Origin of the sequence: Microbulbifer sp. MI-G (assembly GCF_030440425.1) — a bacterium.
GTDB classification, from domain to species: domain Bacteria; phylum Pseudomonadota; class Gammaproteobacteria; order Pseudomonadales; family Cellvibrionaceae; genus Microbulbifer; species Microbulbifer spongiae.
In genome coordinates this window covers 1,453,531-1,474,883 of record NZ_CP098023.1, presented here as the reverse complement: position 1 = coordinate 1,474,883, position 21,353 = coordinate 1,453,531, and the positions used below count along the sequence as shown (strand labels likewise).

17 protein-coding genes and 1 riboswitch are annotated in these 21,353 nt (G+C 56.8%); of the genes, 6 read left to right on the top strand and 11 right to left on the bottom strand.

What is annotated here, in order from left to right:
* Positions 1-331: 331 nt before the first annotated feature.
* The 3 genes from M8T91_RS06240 to M8T91_RS06230 all read left to right on the top strand — a co-directional run bounded on the left by M8T91_RS06240 (position 332) and on the right by M8T91_RS06230 (position 3,187).
* Positions 332-1,399, top strand: a complete 1,068-nt coding sequence (locus M8T91_RS06240; protein ID WP_301417875.1) for a saccharopine dehydrogenase family protein — start codon at positions 332-334, stop codon at positions 1,397-1,399.
* Positions 1,400-1,613: 214 nt separating this feature from the next.
* Positions 1,614-2,120, top strand: coding sequence for a phosphatase PAP2 family protein (locus tag M8T91_RS06235; protein WP_301417873.1), 507 nt, complete (start codon positions 1,614-1,616; stop codon positions 2,118-2,120).
* Positions 2,117-3,187, top strand: a complete 1,071-nt coding sequence (locus tag M8T91_RS06230) for an MJ1255/VC2487 family glycosyltransferase (protein ID WP_301417871.1) — start codon at positions 2,117-2,119, stop codon at positions 3,185-3,187. The genes M8T91_RS06235 and M8T91_RS06230 overlap by 4 nt, the downstream gene beginning before the upstream one ends.
* A gap of 204 nt (positions 3,188-3,391) precedes the next feature.
* Here M8T91_RS06230 and M8T91_RS06225 read toward each other — a convergent pair whose 3' ends face one another.
* The gene (locus M8T91_RS06225; protein WP_301417869.1) at positions 3,392-4,291 is read right to left on the bottom strand and encodes a zinc metalloprotease; all 900 of its coding nucleotides are present in this window, start codon (positions 4,289-4,291) and stop codon (positions 3,392-3,394) included.
* Positions 4,292-5,747: 1,456 nt separating this feature from the next.
* Here M8T91_RS06225 and M8T91_RS06220 point away from each other — a divergent pair.
* Positions 5,748-6,596 carry a M90 family metallopeptidase gene (locus M8T91_RS06220; RefSeq protein WP_301417867.1) on the top strand — a complete coding sequence of 283 codons (849 nt, stop codon included), beginning with the start codon at positions 5,748-5,750 and terminating at the stop codon, positions 6,594-6,596.
* Positions 6,597-6,906: 310 nt separating this feature from the next.
* Here the strand turns inward: M8T91_RS06220 and M8T91_RS06215 are convergent, their stop codons facing one another.
* Both M8T91_RS06215 and M8T91_RS06210 read right to left on the bottom strand, forming a co-directional pair.
* Positions 6,907-7,284, bottom strand: coding sequence for a hypothetical protein (locus M8T91_RS06215; RefSeq protein ID WP_301417865.1), 378 nt, complete (start codon positions 7,282-7,284; stop codon positions 6,907-6,909).
* 107 nt (positions 7,285-7,391) lie between these two features.
* Positions 7,392-9,371, bottom strand: coding sequence for an acetoacetate--CoA ligase (locus tag M8T91_RS06210; protein ID WP_301417863.1), 1,980 nt, complete (start codon positions 9,369-9,371; stop codon positions 7,392-7,394).
* Positions 9,372-9,541: 170 nt separating this feature from the next.
* On the opposite strand from M8T91_RS06210, the gene M8T91_RS06205 reads away from it, so the two are divergent.
* Positions 9,542-10,420: a LysR family transcriptional regulator gene (locus tag M8T91_RS06205; RefSeq protein WP_301417861.1), complete on the top strand. Its 879-nt coding sequence runs from the start codon at positions 9,542-9,544 to the stop codon at positions 10,418-10,420.
* Positions 10,421-10,453: 33 nt separating this feature from the next.
* Here M8T91_RS06205 and M8T91_RS06200 read toward each other — a convergent pair whose 3' ends face one another.
* The 7 genes from M8T91_RS06200 to thiC form a co-directional block, all read right to left on the bottom strand.
* Positions 10,454-10,927, bottom strand: coding sequence for a Dps family protein (locus M8T91_RS06200; protein ID WP_301417859.1), 474 nt, complete (start codon positions 10,925-10,927; stop codon positions 10,454-10,456).
* A 251-nt stretch (positions 10,928-11,178) separates the two neighbouring features.
* On the bottom strand, positions 11,179-11,931 hold the full coding sequence (locus tag M8T91_RS06195) for a HesA/MoeB/ThiF family protein (protein WP_301417857.1): 753 nt from the start codon (positions 11,929-11,931) through the stop codon (positions 11,179-11,181).
* Positions 11,925-13,499: a thiamine phosphate synthase gene (thiE, locus tag M8T91_RS06190; RefSeq protein ID WP_301417855.1), complete on the bottom strand. Its 1,575-nt coding sequence runs from the start codon at positions 13,497-13,499 to the stop codon at positions 11,925-11,927. Before thiE ends, M8T91_RS06195 begins: the two co-directional genes overlap by 7 nt.
* 7 nt (positions 13,500-13,506) lie before the next feature.
* Positions 13,507-14,313 (bottom strand): thiazole synthase, encoded by an 807-nt coding sequence (locus M8T91_RS06185; RefSeq protein WP_301417853.1) that lies wholly within the window; start codon positions 14,311-14,313, stop codon positions 13,507-13,509.
* A gap of 2 nt (positions 14,314-14,315) precedes the next feature.
* The gene (gene thiS / locus M8T91_RS06180; RefSeq protein WP_301417851.1) at positions 14,316-14,516 is read right to left on the bottom strand and encodes a sulfur carrier protein ThiS; all 201 of its coding nucleotides are present in this window, start codon (positions 14,514-14,516) and stop codon (positions 14,316-14,318) included.
* Positions 14,516-15,589: a glycine oxidase ThiO gene (thiO, locus tag M8T91_RS06175; RefSeq protein ID WP_301417849.1), complete on the bottom strand. Its 1,074-nt coding sequence runs from the start codon at positions 15,587-15,589 to the stop codon at positions 14,516-14,518. Before thiO ends, thiS begins: the two co-directional genes overlap by 1 nt.
* Positions 15,590-15,716: 127 nt before the next feature.
* Positions 15,717-17,621 carry a phosphomethylpyrimidine synthase ThiC gene (gene thiC, locus M8T91_RS06170; protein ID WP_301417847.1) on the bottom strand — a complete coding sequence of 635 codons (1,905 nt, stop codon included), beginning with the start codon at positions 17,619-17,621 and terminating at the stop codon, positions 15,717-15,719.
* 85 nt (positions 17,622-17,706) lie between these two features.
* Positions 17,707-17,805: riboswitch (TPP riboswitch) on the bottom strand.
* 292 nt (positions 17,806-18,097) lie between these two features.
* Between thiC and M8T91_RS06165 the strand changes: the two genes are divergently transcribed.
* A complete protein-coding gene (locus tag M8T91_RS06165; RefSeq protein ID WP_301417845.1) occupies positions 18,098-19,024 on the top strand; it encodes an SGNH/GDSL hydrolase family protein in 927 nt (308 codons plus the stop codon).
* A gap of 119 nt (positions 19,025-19,143) precedes the next feature.
* Here the strand turns inward: M8T91_RS06165 and M8T91_RS06160 are convergent, their stop codons facing one another.
* Positions 19,144-20,694, bottom strand: coding sequence for a thioredoxin domain-containing protein (locus M8T91_RS06160; RefSeq protein ID WP_301417843.1), 1,551 nt, complete (start codon positions 20,692-20,694; stop codon positions 19,144-19,146).
* Positions 20,695-21,353: the final 659 nt, after the last annotated feature.

Below are 21,353 nucleotides of genomic sequence, written 5' to 3'. Positions count from 1 at the left end.
TCCTCGCGCATTCCCGCTAAAGCGTGCGACAGCCACCCCCTTTGCGTTTTCAAGCCGCTGGGATTTGCGCGAAACACGAACGTTCCAGCCTTTTTCGCGGCAGCGTTGCGCCGTTTCAGTTCAGCAGCCTCCGCCCTGAACACAATCATTGCACCCAGATACGGGCCAATATACCCTGCTATCTCCAGCCACCACCCAGCTCAGCCTTAAAGGACGGATGCGCCCGGCAAGCGGACCAGCCACGGGGGAACGTCCGGGCTTGCGGGGGAATAGAACTCGGGAGTTTACCCATTCAGGTATCCGTGAAGGCTGCACCCAACAGGGATGCTCTGTGAATAACAAACATATCATGATCTATGGCGCTTACGGCTATACGGGCGAACTGATCGCCCGCGAGGCCGTAGCGCGGGGATACCACCCGGTCCTGGCCGGGCGCAATGCACAAAAGCTGCAGCTTTTGGCCGACGAGCTCAATCTGCCCGCCGTGGTGATCCCGCTCGATGCACAGGAAACCCTTGAACAAAGCCTGCTAAACATAGACCTGGTGATACATTGCGCGGGCCCTTTCTCTGCCACTGCCGAGCCCATGATGCGTGCCTGCATCAACGCACAGACCCATTACCAGGATATTACCGGGGAAATCGCTGTCTTCGAGGCCGCGTACAGCCTCGGGGACAGGGCCCGCACAGCCGGAATCGTCCTGTGCCCGGGTACCGGTTTTGACGTGATCCCCACAGATTGTCTCGCCGCTGCCTTGCACGCCGCCATGCCCTCGGCGACACATCTGGTTCTGGGATTTGATTCAGACTCCAGCCTCAGCCCGGGCACGGCAAAGACAGCCATAGAGGGCCTGGGCATTGGCAGTGCCGTTCGGCGCAATGGCAGGATACAGGTAACCCGGCACGGGCAGGTGACCCGTCAGATCGATTTTGGGCGGGGCGCTAAATTTTCTGTTGCCATCCCCTGGGGAGATATCGCCACCGCCTTCCACTCTACCGGCATTGGCAACATCGAGGTCTATATTCCCATGCCACCGGGGCGGGCAAGGAAATTACAGTACCTCAATACATTCCGCTGGCTACTGCGCAACAACCGGGTGCAAAACTGGCTCAAGGCAAAGGTCAATAAATCCCTGCGGGGACCCAGTGACACCTATCGCGCAAAACACAAAACCTGGGTCTGGGGAGAAGTGCGCAATGATCGCCGCGGCGAGCGCAGGGTAGGCCGTCTGGTTACTGCCAATGGCTATGATGTCACCGTATCCGGCGCACTGGCTGTGATGGAGTTTCTAGTCGATTATGCGGGCGATGGAGGGTATTTCACTCCCTCGGCACTGTGCGGTGCCGGGTTGGTGGAAAAATTACCAGGCTCCAGTGCCCTAGACATCACCAGCGGTTAATTTAAACCCGTTTTTTCATGGATATGGCAGGCGGGATTGCGCTTCCCCGGAATCTGCCATTGCTGTGCTCTTGCCGATTTTTGCCCTCCCGCCCGTGACCCCTGCGGATTGATGGTCATTATATTTCACTTTTTCAGGCTTCATCGTTCTGACATCAAACGGTCAACTCCGTGTAATACTCCATACTTAAGTTTGCGGCATGCGAGGCTTATCGATGAATTTAAAGAGTCTTGATGTGTCACTGGTGCTGTACATGATGGAGCGGGCGTCTCGCCCGCACTCGCACAGGCACTATCTCTGGCTATCCAAGTCTGGAGATGGTTGGCTATCCGTATCGGTACTGGCAAGTTACATCGTTTTGAATAACGCCATTTCGTTGTTTATCGCAGCGTGCACCGCGGTTACGCTGGAGCGCTCCCTGTATTGGACCATCAAAAATACCACACGGCGGCTACGCCCGGCCCAGGCAATTCCAGGCATGCAAACAGCCATTGTGACTTTTGACCGATTCAGCCTGCCCTCCGGGCATACCTCCGCCGCTTTCCTCTTTATCACATTTATGTGCCTGGGTATCAGCCCTGTATGGGGTTTTGGGTATATCTGGGCCCTCGGCGTGGGTGCTGCCCGGGTAAGCCTGGGGGTGCATTACCCTTCAGACGTGTGTGCCGGCGCTATGCTCGGTACCAGTGTCGCATTGATAACGGTATCTGCCCTGTTATGAAAATACTCTATGGAGTTCAGGCTACCGGCAACGGACACATTGCCCGTTCACGTACCCTGGCCAAGGCGTTAGAAAAGTATCCACAGATACAAATACAGTGGCTCTTCTCCGGTCGACCGCGGGAAAACCTATTTGGGATGGAGCCGTTCGGGGATTTCTGGTGGCGCAGAGGCATGACCTTTGTGCACCGCAAGGGCAAACTCAAGAGCCTCGCAACCCTGAGACAATTGCGTTTATTGCAGGTCGGGAAGGAAATTACCGAGTTACCGGTGACTGACTTCGATTTCATTATCAGTGATTACGAGCCCATTACCGCCTGGGCCGCCAAGATCCGTAAAATACCCAGTATCGGTATCGGCCATCAGTATGCCTTTCTGCACTCAATACCAATGCCGCGATTCAACTGGCTGTTCCACACTATACTGCGGTCTTTTGCCCCCACGCAAAGAAGTCTTGGCTTGCACTGGCACCATTTTGGCAACCCGATCCTTCCGCCCATTGTCCCGCCCCGACGGGAACCGGATACGGAGGTTGGCGAGCATATTCTGGTTTACCTGCCTTTCGAAGATCCGCTGCCGATGCTTGAGGCACTGTCCAAGGTCGACCGCCAGTTTATTGTCTACGGGATAGCGGACACACTGGCCGCGGCTGACAACATCCAACTGAAGGCCCCTTCGACAGTGGGCTTTCAGCGGGATCTGGCCAGTGCCAGGGCGGTGATCTGCAACAGCGGATTCGAACTGCTTGCGGAAACCCTGGCCCTGGGAAAGCCCATACTGAGCCGACCTCTCGCCTATCAATTCGAGCAGGAGGCCAATGCCAAGGCACTGGACCAGCTGCAACTGGCGAAAGTTGTCAAACGCATTGATGCCGACAGCATCACCGCCTGGCTTGACACCCTCCCCACACCGCAGCGTATCCAGTGGCCCAATGTCGCCGAAGCCATCGCCCAATGGATAGCCGATGGCTGCAAACAGCATCCCGCGGAGCTTGCCCGGTCACTCTGGTGCCAGGTAACCCCAGCTCCCAGCGAGGAACCGACACCTGCCTACGGGAAAATACGCTAGAACCCGTGGCCAATCGCGTAATATGCCAGCCCGCTGACTTTGCTTTCGCGGCTGGTGTAAATTGCACAGTATCCTGTATTACCGACACCCGATGGTGATATCCGCCAACCGGGTTATTGGGCAACAAAAGCACTTCCCTGTGCTGGTTTTTATTCCTTTTTATTCAATGGTCGAATTTTTCAACCGCAGCCATTCAACGGACTTTTATAAGCCGCGATAAAAACTGCTCTGCTGGCTTGCGCGTGTGTTCTGCCCTGCGGTGAACTGGAACATACAGGAGTCATCGGTATAATCCATATAGTTGAATATCGGATCAACGCCTGCTCCCGGGCAGGAATCGCGGCCCACCGGGCAACCGAATGCGGGGGATGCTTCCGCCGGTGTATCCGAAACGAAATCACCAGGATTGCTGCACCCACCCTGGAAAGTATGGTAAAGACCGAGCCAGTGACCGACCTCGTGAACCAGTGTGTCGCCTTCATTATACGGTGATGCACTACCACCGGGTAAAGATCCGGTTAGGATAACCACACCATCGTTGACCGGGTTGGACGGGTAACTGCTTGGAAAGGTCGCCCAGCCGAGAAGACCACTGCCGATATTCGCCACATAGACATTCAAGTCCGCAGCACCCCCAACACGCAGAGAAGACTTCATTGAAAATTCCGCGCCGGAACCTGGAGTAACCCTATACCAGCTATTATTTGCGGTTGTGGTAGTGGAAACCAGGTTAAAAGAAAATGCCGTACCTGAAAATCCCGAATTAAGCACGTTCATCTGGTTATTGATTTCAGCCTGGGTGAGCGCACCATTACCTGCACTGTCTGTTATGACATGAAAGTACACATTAACAGTAGCGGGAATAAGCTGTTGGGAATACTCATCACCAAGAGCAAACTTCTGGCGCATACTGTTGAAGTACTGCTCCTGTAACTCAGCCTCTTCCTTGCTTGGATGTTCAGTTCCGCAGTGGCGCAATATTCCCTCCGCTGACTGGTCCTTTGCAACATTTTTAGCAGCAGCAGAAAATGAGAATAATGAAACAAGCAGAGCCCCAAAAATCCATAGACTGCGGCAGGAGATTTTATTATTTAAAGTTATCATGGGTAGTCGTTTCCTATACCAAAATTTCCTTATTTTGCCACCCGGCTTTATCGGGCAGCGTCAATTCCCTAGCAGGCCGCAACGACAATCAATAGCGATCAACCGTACAGGCAACATTGCAAACAAAGAGCTGCAAAATAAAACCAGCAGAGGCCATGAAATACAGGAAAGCTCGTAGACTTGCACCAAAACCCCAACATTAAAGGGTAACAGTTTGCAAAAGCTGCAAAGTCATCCAGTGGAGTGGCACAAATAATCAGCCTGAGAGGTCCGCCCAATATAGGAACCCTGAAAACAAACACAATAGAAACGTGTGTTTTTTTATAACCAGATCACAAATAGTTTATATAAAATATTATAAGCTGTCGTAAAAACCTCCCTAACAACGCAAATACAAACAAGAGACAGCCTGTAATACATACCAATAAAGTAAATAAATGTCAGATCTACACGAAATACAAAATTCACCATCCCATCGACTGTCTTTTTATTTGCCGGCAAATGGGTCAAATTTTTCCTGCCCCAAAAAAAGCCTCAGCAACCGTATCAAAAAATTGTGACCTCTCTTTCTCGCAACTGCTCTATTAATGGCAGACGCTGATCCTTGCAATCCATTGACAGCTGACAGGCTATCTTAACTGCAACCCCATCCCACCCGCTTCTGCGGCATGGCACTTCGCTACGGGGATTGCGCAAATGCTGGTGGCGATACAGTCTCTAACCGGATTCGTTCAAGCTTTCGCGCGGCTTATCCCAACCGTTCAAGACACCTGTAGCACGGTATCGCATCAGTCCCAGAGGCATTGTCTGCAATTTTGCCTGTGCAGAGAGCGCTTCCGCCCCCAAGCAGGAAACGCATTGCAGAGCAGTTTTTCCGGCCACCTACAACGGATCACAGCATTTGTGGTTGCAAAACGACACGTTACAAAATATCACTGCCTCAAATCCTGTTGTCGCTGCATCTGCAGGTTTCCAAATCATAAGATATCAATTGAAGAAACCATGAAACTTTCCGGTTTGCCTTTCCCATTGTAAAAACCCCTGTGGTCTTTCAGGATTTTAGAATCACAAAATCGCATCCTTTCGGGTACCGCAATACACCGGATCCTTATTGGCGGTTGATACCACGAATTTTGTACATTCCCCCTTGTGACGGTAGCCCGAAAACGCGGGGTGGTTTCCCACATTCAACACACCGGCACAATCCTGGACCTTTTAAGGCGCCCTCGGCAAAAACCGGGCAGTTTCCCTTACCTGCCGATATTTTGCACTGGCATGCCGAGGCCAACCCGTGAATCTTGTGTTTACCGATAAGCTAATTAAAATACACTCAGGGCGTGAACTCTGCTGTGATGCGCCCTTGGACCCCAGGGTTTTAACCGGCCCTGCCCTTTGCAATAACGGGTATCGCCGGGCATGATCTGAGCCAGCGCAAATAACGGCAAGGGTTGCTTGTATGACGGTTTTCCTCGCCATCATTCTTCTGGCTCTGGCTGCCTGGTTAATTCCTTTCTATTACAATCGCTGGCGCTTGAACTACCGTCGCGCCAAACCACTGAGTGACAAGCAGCTACAGTTGCTCGGGGAAACACTGCCTCTCTACCATTCCCTGAACCCGCAACAGCAGGGAGAGTTGCGAGGAAATATCGCTCTGTTTCTGCACGACAAGACGTTTGTGGGCTGCGAGGGATTGCAGGTCAATGAGAGAATGAAAGTGGCCATTGCCGCCCACGCCTGCCTGTTGCTGTTGGGGCGCAAAAATGCATGCTATCCCAGTCTCTACAGCCTGCTTCTCTATCCGGATACCTATGTCGCACAGGAAACAAAACGGGAGGGCTATATAGAAACCGCAGGACACAGTGTGCGGGCGGGAGAGGCTCATTACCGCGGTCCCGTGGTCCTGTCCTGGGGTGACCTGGAGGAGAATCTGCAGCATCCCGAGAGAGGGCACAATGTGGCCCTGCACGAGTTCGCGCATAAGGTGGATGAGGAGGATGGCCGCTTCGATGGCCGCCCCCTGTTCGAACGGGCCAGTGAGGGGGCCAACTGGGCCGGGGTGATGAACAGGGAGTTTGCCCGTCTGCGCCGGCGCGCGCAATTCGGCAACCTGGCTGACGAGGCACCCTCTGTGCTCGATCTCTACGGCGCCCAGTCACCCGCGGAATTCTTCGCTGTGGCCACAGAGACTTTTTTTACCATCCCCGTGGCGATGCGGCAACTGCACCCACAATTGTATGGGGAACTGAGTCAGTTTTATCGGTTGGACCCCGCAACCCTGATGCGCGGAAAACCTTCCGCTGTTTAGCCGCTTGGTATGCAGGAATGCCCTCGCCTTTACCCCCCATCAAAGCGGACTGCGCACTTACTGACCCCTTTCCCAAGGTAACTCCACACCGCCCGGGCCACTGTCACCCCCATGGGCGGTTTTAATTGCAGGTTGAATTTATCCCGCAATACTCTGCACGGAGCACCCGGCCCCACTACTTTCGGGTTCGCTCCGGCAGGGGGGAAGGGAGGGTAATTTACCGGCAATAGGAGCCAATGCCGCTGCCGGCAGGCGGTAAACAGGCAGGAAATGCGATTAATCCGCCGGGTATAGGGATTTCCAGACGGATTTATGGCTGGGTAGTACCGGAAGCGCCCAGCATCGGATTGCAGTTCTGAATAATTACCCGCCCCTCAAGAATATTTCCCCTGGAGTACTCAGTGAAAATACATTGATTGGTGTTGGGATCGTAGTTTTCGATCCATAGGTTGTCGTCTTTCCAGGTAGCCCCAATATGCCGAAACCCCTCCGGCACAGAGATTCGCATCACGCCGCCAAAACGCTTCACAAACACCTGCTGGTAGTGGAAATAATAGGCCAGCCATCCAGCCAGAAAGAACACCGCGGCCACGATAGCGCCTATTTTCAAGCTGCCCATACGGCTGCCCACATAGAGAGAGAGAATCACCAGGGCGATAACCGCCGCCCAGTAGAGATAGGTAACCATGGCTGTTCTTTTACCGTAACTAGTGTGTATTGCCCTTGGGCAAGAGTAGCGCAGAACCGGCGCAAACAAAATAGCGCCCGCACAACGGTTCCCGCTGCCGCAATGCTTCAGTCTTCCGCCAGCGCCGGCAACTGTTCGAATAACGCCAGTGCTTCGGGGTTGGCCAGCGCCTCCCTGTTCTTCACCGCCTGGCCGTGCACCACATTGCGTACTGCCAGTTCAACAATTTTTCCGCTGATGGTACGGGGAATATCCGCCACCTGAATCACCTTCGCCGGTACATGGCGGGGCGTGGTATTGGCGCGAATGGTGGTGCGGATTTTCTGTATCAGCGCCTCATCCAGTTGCACTCCAGTGCGCAGCACCACAAACAGAACCACGCGCACATCGTCGTGCCACTGCTGGCCTATGCAGATACTGTCGAGCACCTCCTCCACTTTTTCCACCTGGCGGTAGATCTCTGCGGTACCAATGCGCACACCACCGGGATTGAGCACCGCATCGGAGCGCCCGTATATAATCACACCGCCGTGTTCTGTGATCTCCGCATAGTCTCCATGGGCCCAGACGCCGGGCCAGTGCGCAAAGTAGGCGCTGCGGTATTTTACCCCTTCGGGATCATTCCAAAAGCCAATCGGCATACAGGGGAAAGACCGGGCACACACCAGTTCGCCTTTCTCAGCCGTCACCGCCTGGCCGCTGTCGTTCCAGACTTCCACCGCCATGCCCAGACCGCGACACTGCAGCTCGCCCGCAAAGACCGGCAGGGATGGGTTGCCAAGGGCAAAGCAGGAAATGATGTCGGTGCCACCAGAAATGGAAGACAGGCAGAGGTCTTCCTTGATCTCCCGATACACATAGCGAAAGCCCTCGTGGGCCAGGGGGGATCCGGTAGACAGCAATGCGCGAAGTTTTTCCAGCCGGTGGCTCTGCCGCGGTTTACAGCCACTCTTCTCCAGTGCGGCAATGTATTTGGCACTGGTGCCGAATACGCTGATGCCCTCTTCATCCGCCATATCCCACAGGCTCTTCGCCCCGGGGTAAAACGGCGAACCGTCAAACAGCACCAGGGTAGCGCCGGAGGCGAGGCCGCTCACCAGCCAGTTCCACATCATCCAGCCGCAGGTGGTAAAGTAAAACAGTGTGTCGTCGCGCCGCAGGTCACAGTGCAGGCGGTGCTCTTTCAGGTGCTGCAGCAAGGTGCCACCGGCGCCGTGCACGATACATTTTGGGACCCCGGTGGTACCGGAGGAGTACATGATGTACAGGGGGTGATCGAACCCGGTCTGCACAAAGGCGAGCTTGGACGGGGGCGCCGCAGTTTCAAAGTCCTGCAGCAGAATGGCCTTCTCCACGGGCTGCGCCGCCAGCACCCCGGCGGTCTGCTCCTCAGTGCGGGCAACGGGCACCACCACCAGTTTTTCGAGGGAATTGATACGGGCCGAAATGTCCCGCAAGCGCGGCAGGGAGTCAATCACCTTGCCGTTGTAGAAATACCCCTCACAGGCAAACAGCACTTTCGGCTCCGCCTGTCCGAAGCGGTCGAGTACCCCTTGGATACCGAAATCCGGGGAGCAGGAAGTCCAGATGGCCCCGAGGCTGGTGGTGGCCAGCATCGCCACCACGGTATCGATCACATTGGGCATAAAGCCCGCCACACGATCCCCCTGCACCACGCCCTGATCAGCCAGGGCGGCGGCGAGGCGCTCCACCCGCTGGTAGAGTTCCGCATAGCTGAGCTGTCGGCGGCCGCCATTTTCCAGGCGCTCAACCAGGGCCGGCCTGTTATCGCGAAAGCGCAGCAGGTTCTCGGCAAAGTTGAGTCTGGCACCGGGAAACCACTGGGCCCCCGGCATGCCGTCGCGCCCGAGCACCGCATCCCCGCGCGCACTGGCCAGCACCCCGGTAAAATCCCACAGGTCGCTCCAGAAGGTTTCGCGCGCCTCCACCGACCACTGGTAGAGAGCACTGTAATCACTCAGCGCCAACTGGTGTCTCTCATTGACCCAGCGGCGAAACGCTTCCATCTGGGTGGCGGCAACGGCCTCGGGGCTCGGTTGCCAAAGGGGTTGTGCGGTGTCCTTCATCTCAGCAGACCTTATGCATTCACAATGCTCAGCGGTTGTACGGATTTCGCTCGGTGCGAAGGAGGCCATCATGCCTTGCCGGGCAGATTTAAACTATTTTAATCTTATAAAGGTTTATTAAAAAATATTAAAGTCCCCCGCAAGCTATCCAAGGGCGGTCTGGAGTCCCCGTGAGTGCAACCATCAAGCAGCTGCGCGCCTTTACAGCCGTGGCGCGCAGCCGCAGCCTGGCGGAGGCCAGCGCGCAGTTACATCTCTCCCAGCCCGCCCTGTCTGTGGCTATTCGCAATCTGGAAGCCACCGCCGGTGGCCCCCTCTTCAGCCGCGATGGCCGCCAGCTGGTGCTGACACCCGAGGGACGGGAATTTCTCTCACGTGCCGAGCAGCTGCTGCACAGTTGGGACCAGTCACTGGAGGCCATACAGCAGCGGTTCCGCCTCGAACGCGGACAGCTACAGCTGGCGGTGATTCCGGCTTTTGCCCTGAACCGCCTGCCAACACTACTGGCGCAGTTTCACCGGGGCCATCCACGGATCGATATTGTGCTGGAGGATGTGGTGATGGAACGGGTGGTGCAGTCAGTTCAAGAGGGACGGGCTGAACTGGGCATCTGTTTTCGCCCGGACGATTTGGGCGGTTTGGTGTTCATTCCTTTCGAGCGCGATCGATTTATCGCCGTGACACCGGCGCAACATGCACTGGCCGGAAAACGCGCCTTGCAGTGGCGCGACCTGGCCGCGCACCCGTTTATCTCCATGAACCGGGGCTCGGCCGTGCGCCGCTGGACAGAGGAAGCCTTTGCACGCTGCGGCCAGGCCGCCCGCTATATTTGCGAGGCCAATCAGCTCAGCACCATCGGGCAACTGGTCCGCGCGGGGCTGGGTGTCAGTGCCGTGCCGCGCCTGTGTGCGGCCCAGATGCAGGAATACGGCTTGCATTGCCACACCCTGTCGGCACCGGTCGTCACCCAGGATGTGGGCATCCTCCTCAAGAGCCGCAGCAGCCTCTCGGCACCGGCACAAGCCTTCTTGCAGCTGGTCAGTGCGTGATTGTCACCGCCTTGGACGCTACGGGTCCGGGAATCACTTGCTGCTGGTCGCGCGCAGCATCCAGGCGGTTTTCTCATGTACCCGCATGCGGTCCGACACCAGGGCAATGGTGGATTCATCCTCGCCCTTCTGGGCAGACTTGAGCACATCACGACAGGTTTTGATCACCCGCTCGTGGCCTTTGGTGAGGATTTTAACCATATCCTCCGCAGCGGGAATTTCCACCACTTCCTCAATGGAACTCAACTGGGCAAAAGCCTGGTAGGTACCGGGAGCGGCAACCCCCAGGGTGCGAATGCGTTCGGCTATATCGTCGACGGCATCAGCCAGTTCGGTGTACTGCTCCTCAAACATCAGATGTAACTCACGAAACAGAGGCCCTGTAACATTCCAGTGGAAATTATGCGTCTGAAGATACAGTGTGTAACTATCGGCCAGCAGATGCTTGAGACCAGCAGCAATCTTTTCCCGATCCTTTTCGTCGATACCAATATCGATTTTCTTCATCACTATACGCCCCTTGTGTAGTAGAAGTTGGCCTGTCTCTAAACCCCCTAGTGTATTGAAAAATCACACGCCCATTGAATCAGGCACCAGACACAGGCATGAAATACGTCAGAAAAAATCGGCGGGGGTTACCGCAGGGATCAGCCGGTGTATTGGCCACCCCTCTGCAAGAAAGAATATCATGACAGCAGGGACAAGAAATACCTCAATCCCAAACTTCTGTCACAGGAATACCGAAACCGCAGGCCGGGTTAATCCTGGCCACACACGGGGCAATCCCTCTGCCGTTGTAACTGCAGGGATTGTAGCCCCAGGGTTTCAGCTTCCACCAGGTGCAGTTGATTCAGGCTGGGCACGGGCAGCCCCAGTAACCATTTCATCGCCTCCAGCGCCTGCATACTGCCAACCATGCCCAGCGCCGGACCGATCACACCGGCACTGGAGCAGTTCTGCGCTGCGCTGCGTGCCTGCGGCGGAAACAGGCAGGCATAGCAGGGATGCCGGTTTCTGGAAAAATCAAAGCTGATCAGCTGCCCGGAAAAGCCCTGCACCGAGGCCATCACCACAGGGCGTCGGGCTTCCCGGCAACTGCGGTTGATCACATGGCGGATTTCCAGGTTATCGGTGCAATCCAGCACCAGATCCACCTGACCTGCCTGTCGGCGCAGCCATGGCGCATCGGCCATACGGTTGTGGGCGTGAATGTGTATTGCCGGGTTGGCGGCAGTGAGCTGCTGGGCGGCCACCTGCGCCTTGGACTTACCCAGGTGGTTGGTTTTATAGATCACCTGCCGCTGGAGGTTGGAGAGATCAATACAGTCGCCGTCCACCAGATGTAATGTGCCAATACCGGCGGCGGCGAGATACAGGGCCACCGGGCTGCCGAGGCCACCGAGACCAATCACCATCAAGCGCGCGGCAGCCAGCTTTTTCTGCCCTTCCTCCCCCACCTGGGGCAACAGGATCTGGCGGCTGTAACGCTGTAATTCCCTGGCACTCAACATGGCAACCCCGTCGCGGACGCCGCGGGAACCGCGCCCTCTAGAGCGGTGCGCAGATCTGCAACCGCCTGTACATAATCTTCCGCCCCGGTGATGGCACTGACTACGGCAATACTGCCCACGCCGCTGGCGGCAACCTCGGCAACGCGCTGCAGGTTGATCCCGCCAATCGCCACCAAGGGATAATCCGGCAGAAGTGCCACCATGCGGGCGAGCTTTTGCGGCCCCTGCAACTGTCCGGACATGTCTTTGGTGCCGGTGGCATAAACCGCGCCGAGCGCCAGGTAGCTCGGGCGGTACCGGTAGGCCAGCAACAGTTCGTAAAAGCCGTGGGTGCTGATTCCAAGCCTGAGGCCCGCCGCCTGGATTGCCGCCAGGTCGGCTGTTTTCAGATCACCCTGCCCCAGGTGAACCCCATAAGCGCCGCATTCAATCGCCAACTGCCAGTAGTCGTTGATAAACAGCCGCAGCTGATGGCGTTTGCCAATGTCCACAGCGCGCGCCACCTGCGCGCGCAGATCGCCGCCGGGATGTTTGATACGCAGTTGCAGGGTGCGCACACCCTGCTCTGCCAGCCGCTGCAACCAATCCACAGAATCCACCACTGGATAGAGCCCCAGTTCGGTGCTGTCGGGCATGGCAAAACCCTGCACAAAGGTCTGCGTCGAAACATCGCCAACCAGGCCGTAGGCTGCACTACGGTCTTCTCCGGGCAGCAGTACCTCGGGAAAATCCCGCAGTTCCAGTGGCCAGCCGCAGTGTCCCACCGGCCCTGCGCCCGCCCCGATTCGATCACTGTTTGCAAGGCGCAGACCGCGCTGCACATAGGCTTTTCCCAGCACGCAGGCGTCCCGCAGTGGATAGCCCAGCGCTCGGCATGCGGCAATGGCCGAGGAGAGCGTACAGCCAGTGCCATGGGTGTTGTTGCCCGGTACTGCCCTGCCAATCAACCAGTCGGCTTTGTCACCGTCCCAGAGTAAATCGGCAATTTCCCCGGGGCGCAGTTGCGTGTGTCCACCGGTGACCAGTACCGCACCGCAACCCCGCGACTGCAGTTGCCGCGCCGCGCCAATGAGCGCTGCAGCACCGGCAGGGGCGGTTTGGCTCAACCACTCCAGTTCGTACCGGTTGGGGGTGACCAGGTCGCACAGTGGCAGCAGCTGTTCGAGCACTGGTGCCGCGATACCCTCTTCGGTCAGGCCGGCACCGCTGCTCGCCACCGCCACCGGGTCGTAAATAACCGGGACCGGCTTAACCTGCCTGAGCGCACGCAAGAACTCAGCCACTGCCAATACCTGCCGGGCGTTGGCCAGCAAACCCACCTTGATCGCCGCCGGAAACAAATCCGTCTGCAGGGCCTGCAACTGGGCTTGCAGCACGTCTATCGACACGGCGTTAATCGAGTCCACGGCACAGGTATTTTGTGCGGTGTTGGCAGTGATGGCCGTGCAACCGTGACAGCCCAGATCGGCAAATGTCAGCAGGTCTGCCTGGATACCGGCGCCGCCGCCCGAGTCGCTGCCGGCAATACTCCAGACAATCGGTTTGTTTGTGAAGGCTTCCTCTGGCATCAATAGGTTATCCTTGCGGCAGATGTTCGCTCTGCTGCCAGAATGGCATATCCAGCGTGGGGGTACTCGGGCTGGCGGTCTGGCGCTTGAGCATCAGCCCGGCATTGAACGCCGCGCGCCCCGATTCTATGGCGAGTTTGAATGCTCCCGCCATCGCCACCGGGTCCCGCGCCCTGGCAATGGCGGTATTTAACAGCACCGCATCAAAACCCGCTTCCAACGCTTCCGCTGCCTGCGAGGGGGCGCCGATGCCAGCGTCGATAATCAATGGCACTCCGGGCAGGCGCTCGCGCAGCATGTGCAGATTGTATTTATTCAAAAGCCCCTGCCCGGTGCCGATTGGCGCACCCCAGGGCATCAGCACTTCGCAGCCGACATCCAGCAACCTGCGGCACAGCACCAGGTCCTCGGTGCAATAGGGCAGTACTTTAAAACCCAGGGTGACCAGTTCGCGCGCCGCTTCGACCAGGCCAAAGGGGTCCGGCTGCAGGTTGTAATCATCGCCGATCACCTCCAGCTTGAGCCACTCGGTCCGGAAAATCTCCCGCGACATCTTCGCCAGCTCCACCGCCTCCCGCGGCGATTTGCAGCCCGCTGTATTCGGCAGTAACTGGCAGCCGGACTCACGCACATAATCCCAGAATACATTGTCCCGCTGCTGCGCCGGGTTTTGCCGGCGCAGGGACAAGGTGATGATTTCTGATGCAGAGGCGCGCACCGACTCCCGCATGATGGCCGGCGATGGGTACAGTGCAGTCCCCACCAGCAGGCGGCTGTTGAATTCCCGGCCGTAAAGGACTAACGGATCACTCACACTCACCCCCCCACCACCGGTGCCACAATATCCAGGCGATCATCTTGATGCATCGCAGTTGCGGCATACTCCGTGCGTGGGACAAAGCGGCCATTCACCGCCACGGCGAAGGTCTCCCCGCAATACCCCAGCTGCTGCAACAGCGTGGCCAGCGCCATTGAAGACGCCAGCGTGTGGGCTTCCCCATTCACAAAAACCTGCATCAAACCACCTGTAGAAGCTGTTCTGTCACTATCTCTTCCACCTGCTGCACCATTGCCGGAGCCAGCAGATAACCGTGGCGATAGAGACCATTGACACGTATCTGACCCCGGGCATTGTGTATCAGCGGCCTGTTGTCCAACGTGGCGGGGCGGCAGTTGACCCGCGTCTCCACGATGCGCGCTTCGGCGAACGCCGGGTTGAGGGAAAAGAGTGCGGAGGACAGCTCCATACTGGAGCGCACGGAAATCGGAGACATGTCCTCACTTTCAATTTCAGTGGCACCAATCACCGTACGACCGTCACGGCGGGGCACCGCATAGAGACTGTAGCGGGGGTGCAGCAGACGCACCGGGCGTTGCAAAACCACCTCGCGGGATTCCACCACCATCACTTCACCGCGCACACCGCGCAGCCCCTCAATACCGTCTTTGGCACCGAGGCCGCGACAGTCTATCACGCAGTCGAACTGCTCCTGTCCTTCGGTAAAGCACACCCGGTTTTGTTCACAGCCCACCTTGGTGCGCTCGCGCAGTGTCACGCCCTGCTGGCGCAAAGCACTGAGCAACAGGGGCAGCAGGCGGTGGTTGTTGATATCCGCTTCACCGCGCAGGAACAACCCCTGATCAAAGCGTTCCAGGGCCGGTTCCAGCGCACGCAGTCCGCGCGCGTCCAGGGACTGCACCTGATCTTTTTCCAGCGTGCCCAGCTTGCCGTGCAGATCCCGCAGAAACTGTGCCAATTCACTCCTGTCTTTGCCGTGGGCAACCAGCACACTGCCGGCCTGGCGAAATTCCACTTCGCGGCCGGTCTGCTTTTCCAGCTGCTTGCTCCAGTCCATCCAGAGTTTCAGGCTCTCAAGCCCCAGGGTATAAATCTCTTTTTCCCCCTGAACCAGTTCGGACAGGGGCGAGATCATGCCCGCCGCGGCCCAGCAGGCCCCTTCCGGCATCGACAAATCCCCTGCCTCGAACAGAGTAATATCCAGCTCCCGCCGGGATAACCGCCAAGCCAGCAGACGGCCCAGCAGGCCGCCACCGGCAATGGCTATGCTCGCTTTGGTTTCACTAGTCATTGACCACCTGTCACTCCAACCTCGTTTGGGCACCGACCGACAGCAACCACCCTGGTGACTGCGCACAGCGGGTGCCGGTTATTTTCCAGCGGGGAACCAGCGTCTTGAAATCCCTGCCCAATGGTCATCATCCGCCCTTGTGATAGATCTCGCTGCCCATGTCCTTGAACTTGATCGCCATGTCTTCCATGCCCTGTTCCGCCTCCCGCCTGGCCGCGTAATCGCGCACGTCCTGGCTAATTTTCATGGAGCAAAACTTGGGGCCGCACATAGAGCAGAAGTGCGCGACCTTGCCGGATTCCTTCGGCAGGGTTTCGTCGTGATAAGAGCGCGCCCGCTGCGGATCGAGACCCAGGTTGAACTGGTCCTCCCAGCGAAATTCAAAACGGGCTTTGGAAAGGGCGTCATCGCGTTTCTGAGCGCGGGGGTGCCCCTTGGCCAGATCCGCAGCATGCGCGGCAATCTTATAGGCCATCAACCCCTCTTTGACATCCTCTTTATTGGGTAGGCCCAGATGCTCTTTTGGAGTCACGTAGCACAGCATGGCGCAGCCATAAGTGCCGATCAGCGCGGCACCGATGCCGGAGGTAATGTGGTCATAGCCGGGGGCGATATCGGTTGTCAAGGGCCCCAGGGTATAGAAAGGCGCACCGTGGCAATGCTTCAGTTGCTCATCCATATTCTCCTTGATTTTATGGATGGCCACGTGCCCGGGGCCTTCGATCATGGTCTGTATATCGTGCTTCCAGGCGATTTGGGTCAATTCACCCAGGGTGCGCAATTCACCGAACTGGGCTTCGTCATTGGCATCGGCAATAGACCCCGGGCGCAGGCCGTCACCGAGGCTGAAACTCACATCATAGGCCTTCATGATTTCACAGATTTCCTCAAAGTGGGTGTAGAGGAAATTTTCTTTGTGATGACTCAGGCACCACTTGGCCATAATGGAGCCGCCGCGGGATACGATGCCAGTCGTGCGGTTGGCCGTGAGCGGCACATAGCGCAGTAAGACCCCGGCGTGGATGGTAAAATAATCCACCCCCTGCTCCGCCTGTTCGATCAGGGTGTCGCGAAAGATTTCCCAGGTCAGTGCTTCGGCAACGCCATCCACTTTCTCCAGGGCCTGGTAGATGGGCACAGTGCCGATCGGCACCGGGGAGTTGCGCAATATCCACTCGCGGGTTTCATGGATATTGGCGCCGGTGGAGAGATCCATCACCGTATCCGCACCCCATCTGGTCGACCACACCAGCTTCTCCACCTCCTCCTCGATAGAGGAGGTAATGGCGGAATTGCCAATATTGGCATTCACCTTGCACAGGAAGTTGCGACCGATAATCATCGGCTCCACTTCCGGGTGGTTGATATTGGCGGGAATGATCGCGCGCCCCTCTGCCACTTCCCTGCGCACAAATTCCGGGGTGATTTGCTCGGGGATATAAATACCCTCACGGGCCTTCTGGTATTCCTGCTCCCCTGGCACACCCCCCTGTTGTGCACGGCCCATGTTCTCGCGCACCGCGATATAGGCCATTTCCGGGGTGATGATGCCGCGGCGAGCGTAGTGCATTTGCGAAACATTGTTGCCGGCCCTGGCACGGCGCGGGCCCGGCAGTTTTTCAAAGCGGATATGATCCAGCCCCCGATCCGCCATGCGCCTTTGGCTGTAGGCTGCCTGTCGGGAACCCAGCTGCTCGGTATCGTCGCGCGCCTCAATCCAGGCCTGGCGGAAGCGGGGCAAACCCTCGCGCACATCCACTTTGATGTTGGGGTCCGAGTAGGGGCCGGAAGTGTCATACACCATCAGCGGCGCATTGGGTTCCAGTACCGGATTGTTGGCATCCCCGCCCACAACACTGTCGCTCAGTTCAATTTGGCGGGCGCCCACCCGGATATCCACCGTCTCACCCGGCAGGTAGACCTTGCTGGAATTGGGGAAGGACTGCGCGGAGAGGTTTTTCAGGAAAGACTTTGCGGAATCGCGGCTGGCGGCGCGGGAGGCTTTGCCAGGCTGCTTGGTAGGTTCGGACATGCTTGACCCCGTGGCTTGCAAAAAATATAGGGCGCAGCGTCCAGGGCAAAAAGTAAGAGAAAAGTCATCCCCGTGGCAAACAGCGACGACTTCGGATCTTGTTCCCTACGCGGAAGTTACCCCGATCAGGTTCAACGGATCTCGCAGCAGCGATCTCAGCCCACAGGCGCTCCGACAAGTTGTTGCGCAGTATAGTGGAAGCCACCGGAGGGGAACAAGGCGTGTCTGTCTGTGCGGTGCCTCTACCCGGGGCGGTATGAAGCCGCCGGACAATCCCCCTGGCCTTCAAGGCCCCCTCTTGCGAAAGCACCAGGCGACAGAATTCCAACCCACTTCAAGTTATCCAAATCTGACCGATTAGTCCATAGTATTCATAATTCCACTTACCGGACTCTGGCTTACAATCCAGCGGGTTCACCGTAGCAGAATGACAACAATAACAACCTTCGACGAAAGTCGGTGCGGGAGAAACAACCATGTGGAAACAATACGGAGTTATAACAGCGTTAGTAGTCGGTATCCTGTCGGTCGAACCCTCAGTGGCAATCCCCTCCAAAGCTGTCGCCGCCGGTGACAGTATCACCATGGCCTTTGCTGCGGACTGTACTCGCAATACGAATATCCTGGATTTGCTTTGCCTGCTGGCAGGTGATCAGCCCGAGCATTCGTGGTTTGATGGGGATGACAGTTCGGTTGACAGTGTGCACGACAAATATAAAGTGACCCTGCCCAACCTGGCGGCGAATAAAAATGCAGCCGAATCCGGTGCCGAGATGCGCAGTGGCGGTGATAACTTTTCAATACAGGCGGATCGCATTCTTGCCCAGAGTACACTCGCGGATCATGTGGAGGTTGTGCTCGGCGGTAACGATATCTGTAACCGGGACTGTATCGATCCGGCCAATTGCAGTGATCCGCTGTATACCGACAGCGAGTGGCGTTCGGCTATCCGCGCGGGCCTGGATAAACTGGTCGCTGGTCTACCCAATGGCTCCACAATCGTGTTGGGTTCGGTGCCCCGTGTGCAGGACCTGCGCGCTGCGGGCCTGGAAAAGCAGAGCGGGGATTCACGGGTAGACTGTGAAAATGTCTGGTCCACCTTTGGCATCTGCCGAATTGCCACCAATGGCGGCACCTTGAACGGTGAGGATTTTACCACCCGCTATAACGGCATTAGCGCTGCCCAGCGGCGGTACAATGAAATACTGGCTGAGCAGGCAGCGAGCTATAACGGCACAAATGGCGTAGAGGTTATTGCCGAATATACCGGTGAAGACGAAGTCAATGGCGGCACCTTCATGTTTGGCAAAGATGATATTGATGGTGGGGATTGTTTCCATCCCAGTATCCAGGGGCAGAATATCCTGGCAAATATTATGTGGGATGGAAATCCGGATAAATAGTCACTAACTCTGCCCGGTGAACACTGGACCCAGCTATTGTATCCGACAGTTACCTTGCGCCATCAATGCCACATAGTCACTGATTGCCGGGTAAATAGCTGGCCCAGCCTGAACACGGATCAATCTTCGCCTCGAGCGGCGTCTTCATCAAAGTAACCAAGCTCTTCCACCACATACTGTAAGCGGTACGGCAGCCCCTTGCGCATTAAGGTAACATCAACGATCCGACCACTGGTAAGCGCTTCCCACAAAGTGTTTTGCCCACTGTGCACCCAGCTGTCATTCACACGCAGTAACACATCATTTTCCTGCAGGCCAAGCCCGGTAAAGAATTCACTGTCTGTAATACCCTCCAGCCGCAACAGGTGATGCCCCTCCAGTGCCAGTTCCGCCTGGGTGAATTTGGCTTCCAGCAGTTCGCGCTGGTCCAGTTGTTTGCGCAGCCATTCCTGCCCCAGGGTCAACACCCCGGATGGTTCGATCAACCTGCGGGTGCCGGGTCCCAGAGGCTGCTCAATCCGTTGTCTGGCTGCCTCGCTTATTGGTCGGGAATCGGTGAGCGGAATATCGGTCCCCGCCTCGCCCCGAAGTGGCAGCCTTTCCAGGCTGCCGCGATTGTCAATGACCGCAAACCTGTCATAAAGCCGCAGCAGGGATACGTTGGGCAGCAGTTGTTCCCCCAGGGTAAAATAGTGTGTCCGTGCCTGTTCCACCTCGATCAATGCTTTCGTGTTTTCCTCGACACTCGATGCACTCACTCCTACCAGCGCCAGAGGCAGTGTGGTCATAGGCAGGTTTCTGTCATTGACCCCACCGGAATCCCGCCATACATACGGCGCACCCGGAGAAACCCCCATTGCACGCAACTCCCCCTCCACCCAATAAGCGTACTGTTCAAACGTGCGCGGCCCCTTCTGATACAAACCGTTGATCAATACCACCGGAACATTGTTCAACCCCAGGTCTATCGCCATTGCCTGGTCTTTCAGCACTTTTGATCGGACATCTGCATCTGCCAGACACTGCCGGAAGCGGAACTCATCGAGCTGTAAACGCTGTGCCAGGGCTGCATAGAATTTCCCGTCAAGCTTGGGGGTTTGCTCATATAAAGCGTCGTGGTAATGACTGTAGGCACCCTGCGCTGCCGCACAGCGGGCTGCATGAGCGGCCGGTATTCCCTCCCTGTGGAATTTCAGCGGGAAATCAAAGTGCGCCTGCCCTGTCCACCCCGGATAGTGTTCAGCCAGCCGCCTCAGCACCGGTTGAAGGGATTGACAGTGTGGCGACTGGAAAGAGCAGAACACGGAAATGGTAATTGGGGCCTTGGGATTACCGCGCAACAGGCTGGAGTTGCCGGGCAATTCAATCCGGGGGGGGACCGGGACCGGCAGGAGAATTTCTACTGCCTGTTTGTGGTACTTTTTATCTGCCAACTCATAAATCTTGCCCACACGCAAGCCATACTGCATCTCTGCCAAATCATACAACGCCAGTTGCAGGGCGTTGTCGATCTCCTCAAGGCGGATCTCCTGGCCCCCAATGCGCGCGGCCAAAGGCGATTGGCCGGTGTCTGCTGCCCTGGGTACCTGTTCATACTCCGTGCAGGCCGTGAGGCAATAGAAGAGTGCATTCTGCAGGGAAAGCCAAAACAGACCATTTCGCTTCTTCATATCCCGCACGCTTTTTTTCGTTATTTACGCAGATACTAACAACCCCCTTTAACAGGACCTACAACATGGGGCCAAAAGGCGACAAACCCTTCCAAAAAATGCGTACCAGGTTATGTTTTTTGCAGCCACAGACGGTGGTTGATAAAAACACCGCGATGGGATGGTGGCCTTCCACCCGGATAGCCCCTGCCAAGACAGGCCCTGCAATACCCGGGAGCGGATGGCTGCTGCGCTGATGCACCACAAATGGCTACGCAGCGGTGGGAAACACAACTTGGCGTCGCCTAAAGCTTCAGTTTGATTGCAGTCTTTGCGAAAAGCGCATACCGTAGGTCTGCTGCCACAGCACCCAGCCGCTTCACCGGCGCAGTCTAAGAATAATAAACAGAGAAACCATACCGCAACGATCATTATTTATCCCGCGAGCGCCCCGTAACCGCAGGGCTCGCGGGTAATCAATCAACAAAACACTCAAACAAAGAAGGACCGCATCATGACCGCGTAAATGATAGAAAAACGCCACCCCCCGGTGCGAGCACACCGAGGAGAGGCTAACCCCAATAGATAATCTAAGGTATCTAGCGAGGCTGTCTTGAATGATACGCCATACACTCGTTCGTCTTCAATAAAGGTCTTTTTGAAGGCAGGTTTTCCGGGTC

Bases quoted from the DNA above. Each gene is read 5' to 3' on its own strand.
- M8T91_RS06235 (WP_301417873.1), top strand. From the start codon at position 1,614: ATGAATTTAAAGAGTCTTGATGTGTCACTGGTGCTGTACATGATGGAG.
- M8T91_RS06210 (WP_301417863.1), bottom strand. From the start codon at position 9,371: ATGAAGGACACCGCACAACCCCTTTGGCAACCGAGCCCCGAGGCCGTT.
- M8T91_RS06230 (WP_301417871.1), top strand. From the start codon at position 2,117: ATGAAAATACTCTATGGAGTTCAGGCTACCGGCAACGGACACATTGCC.
- M8T91_RS06165 (WP_301417845.1), top strand. From the start codon at position 18,098: ATGTGGAAACAATACGGAGTTATAACAGCGTTAGTAGTCGGTATCCTG.
- thiS (WP_301417851.1), bottom strand. From the start codon at position 14,516: ATGCAGGTTTTTGTGAATGGGGAAGCCCACACGCTGGCGTCTTCAATG.
- M8T91_RS06215 (WP_301417865.1), bottom strand. From the start codon at position 7,284: ATGGTTACCTATCTCTACTGGGCGGCGGTTATCGCCCTGGTGATTCTC.
- M8T91_RS06160 (WP_301417843.1), bottom strand. From the start codon at position 20,694: ATGAAGAAGCGAAATGGTCTGTTTTGGCTTTCCCTGCAGAATGCACTC.
- thiO (WP_301417849.1), bottom strand. From the start codon at position 15,589: ATGACTAGTGAAACCAAAGCGAGCATAGCCATTGCCGGTGGCGGCCTG.
- M8T91_RS06200 (WP_301417859.1), bottom strand. From the start codon at position 10,927: ATGAAGAAAATCGATATTGGTATCGACGAAAAGGATCGGGAAAAGATT.
- thiC (WP_301417847.1), bottom strand. From the start codon at position 17,621: ATGTCCGAACCTACCAAGCAGCCTGGCAAAGCCTCCCGCGCCGCCAGC.
- M8T91_RS06225 (WP_301417869.1), bottom strand. From the start codon at position 4,291: ATGATAACTTTAAATAATAAAATCTCCTGCCGCAGTCTATGGATTTTT.
- thiE (WP_301417855.1), bottom strand. From the start codon at position 13,499: ATGCCAGAGGAAGCCTTCACAAACAAACCGATTGTCTGGAGTATTGCC.
- M8T91_RS06195 (WP_301417857.1), bottom strand. From the start codon at position 11,931: ATGTTGAGTGCCAGGGAATTACAGCGTTACAGCCGCCAGATCCTGTTG.
- M8T91_RS06220 (WP_301417867.1), top strand. From the start codon at position 5,748: ATGACGGTTTTCCTCGCCATCATTCTTCTGGCTCTGGCTGCCTGGTTA.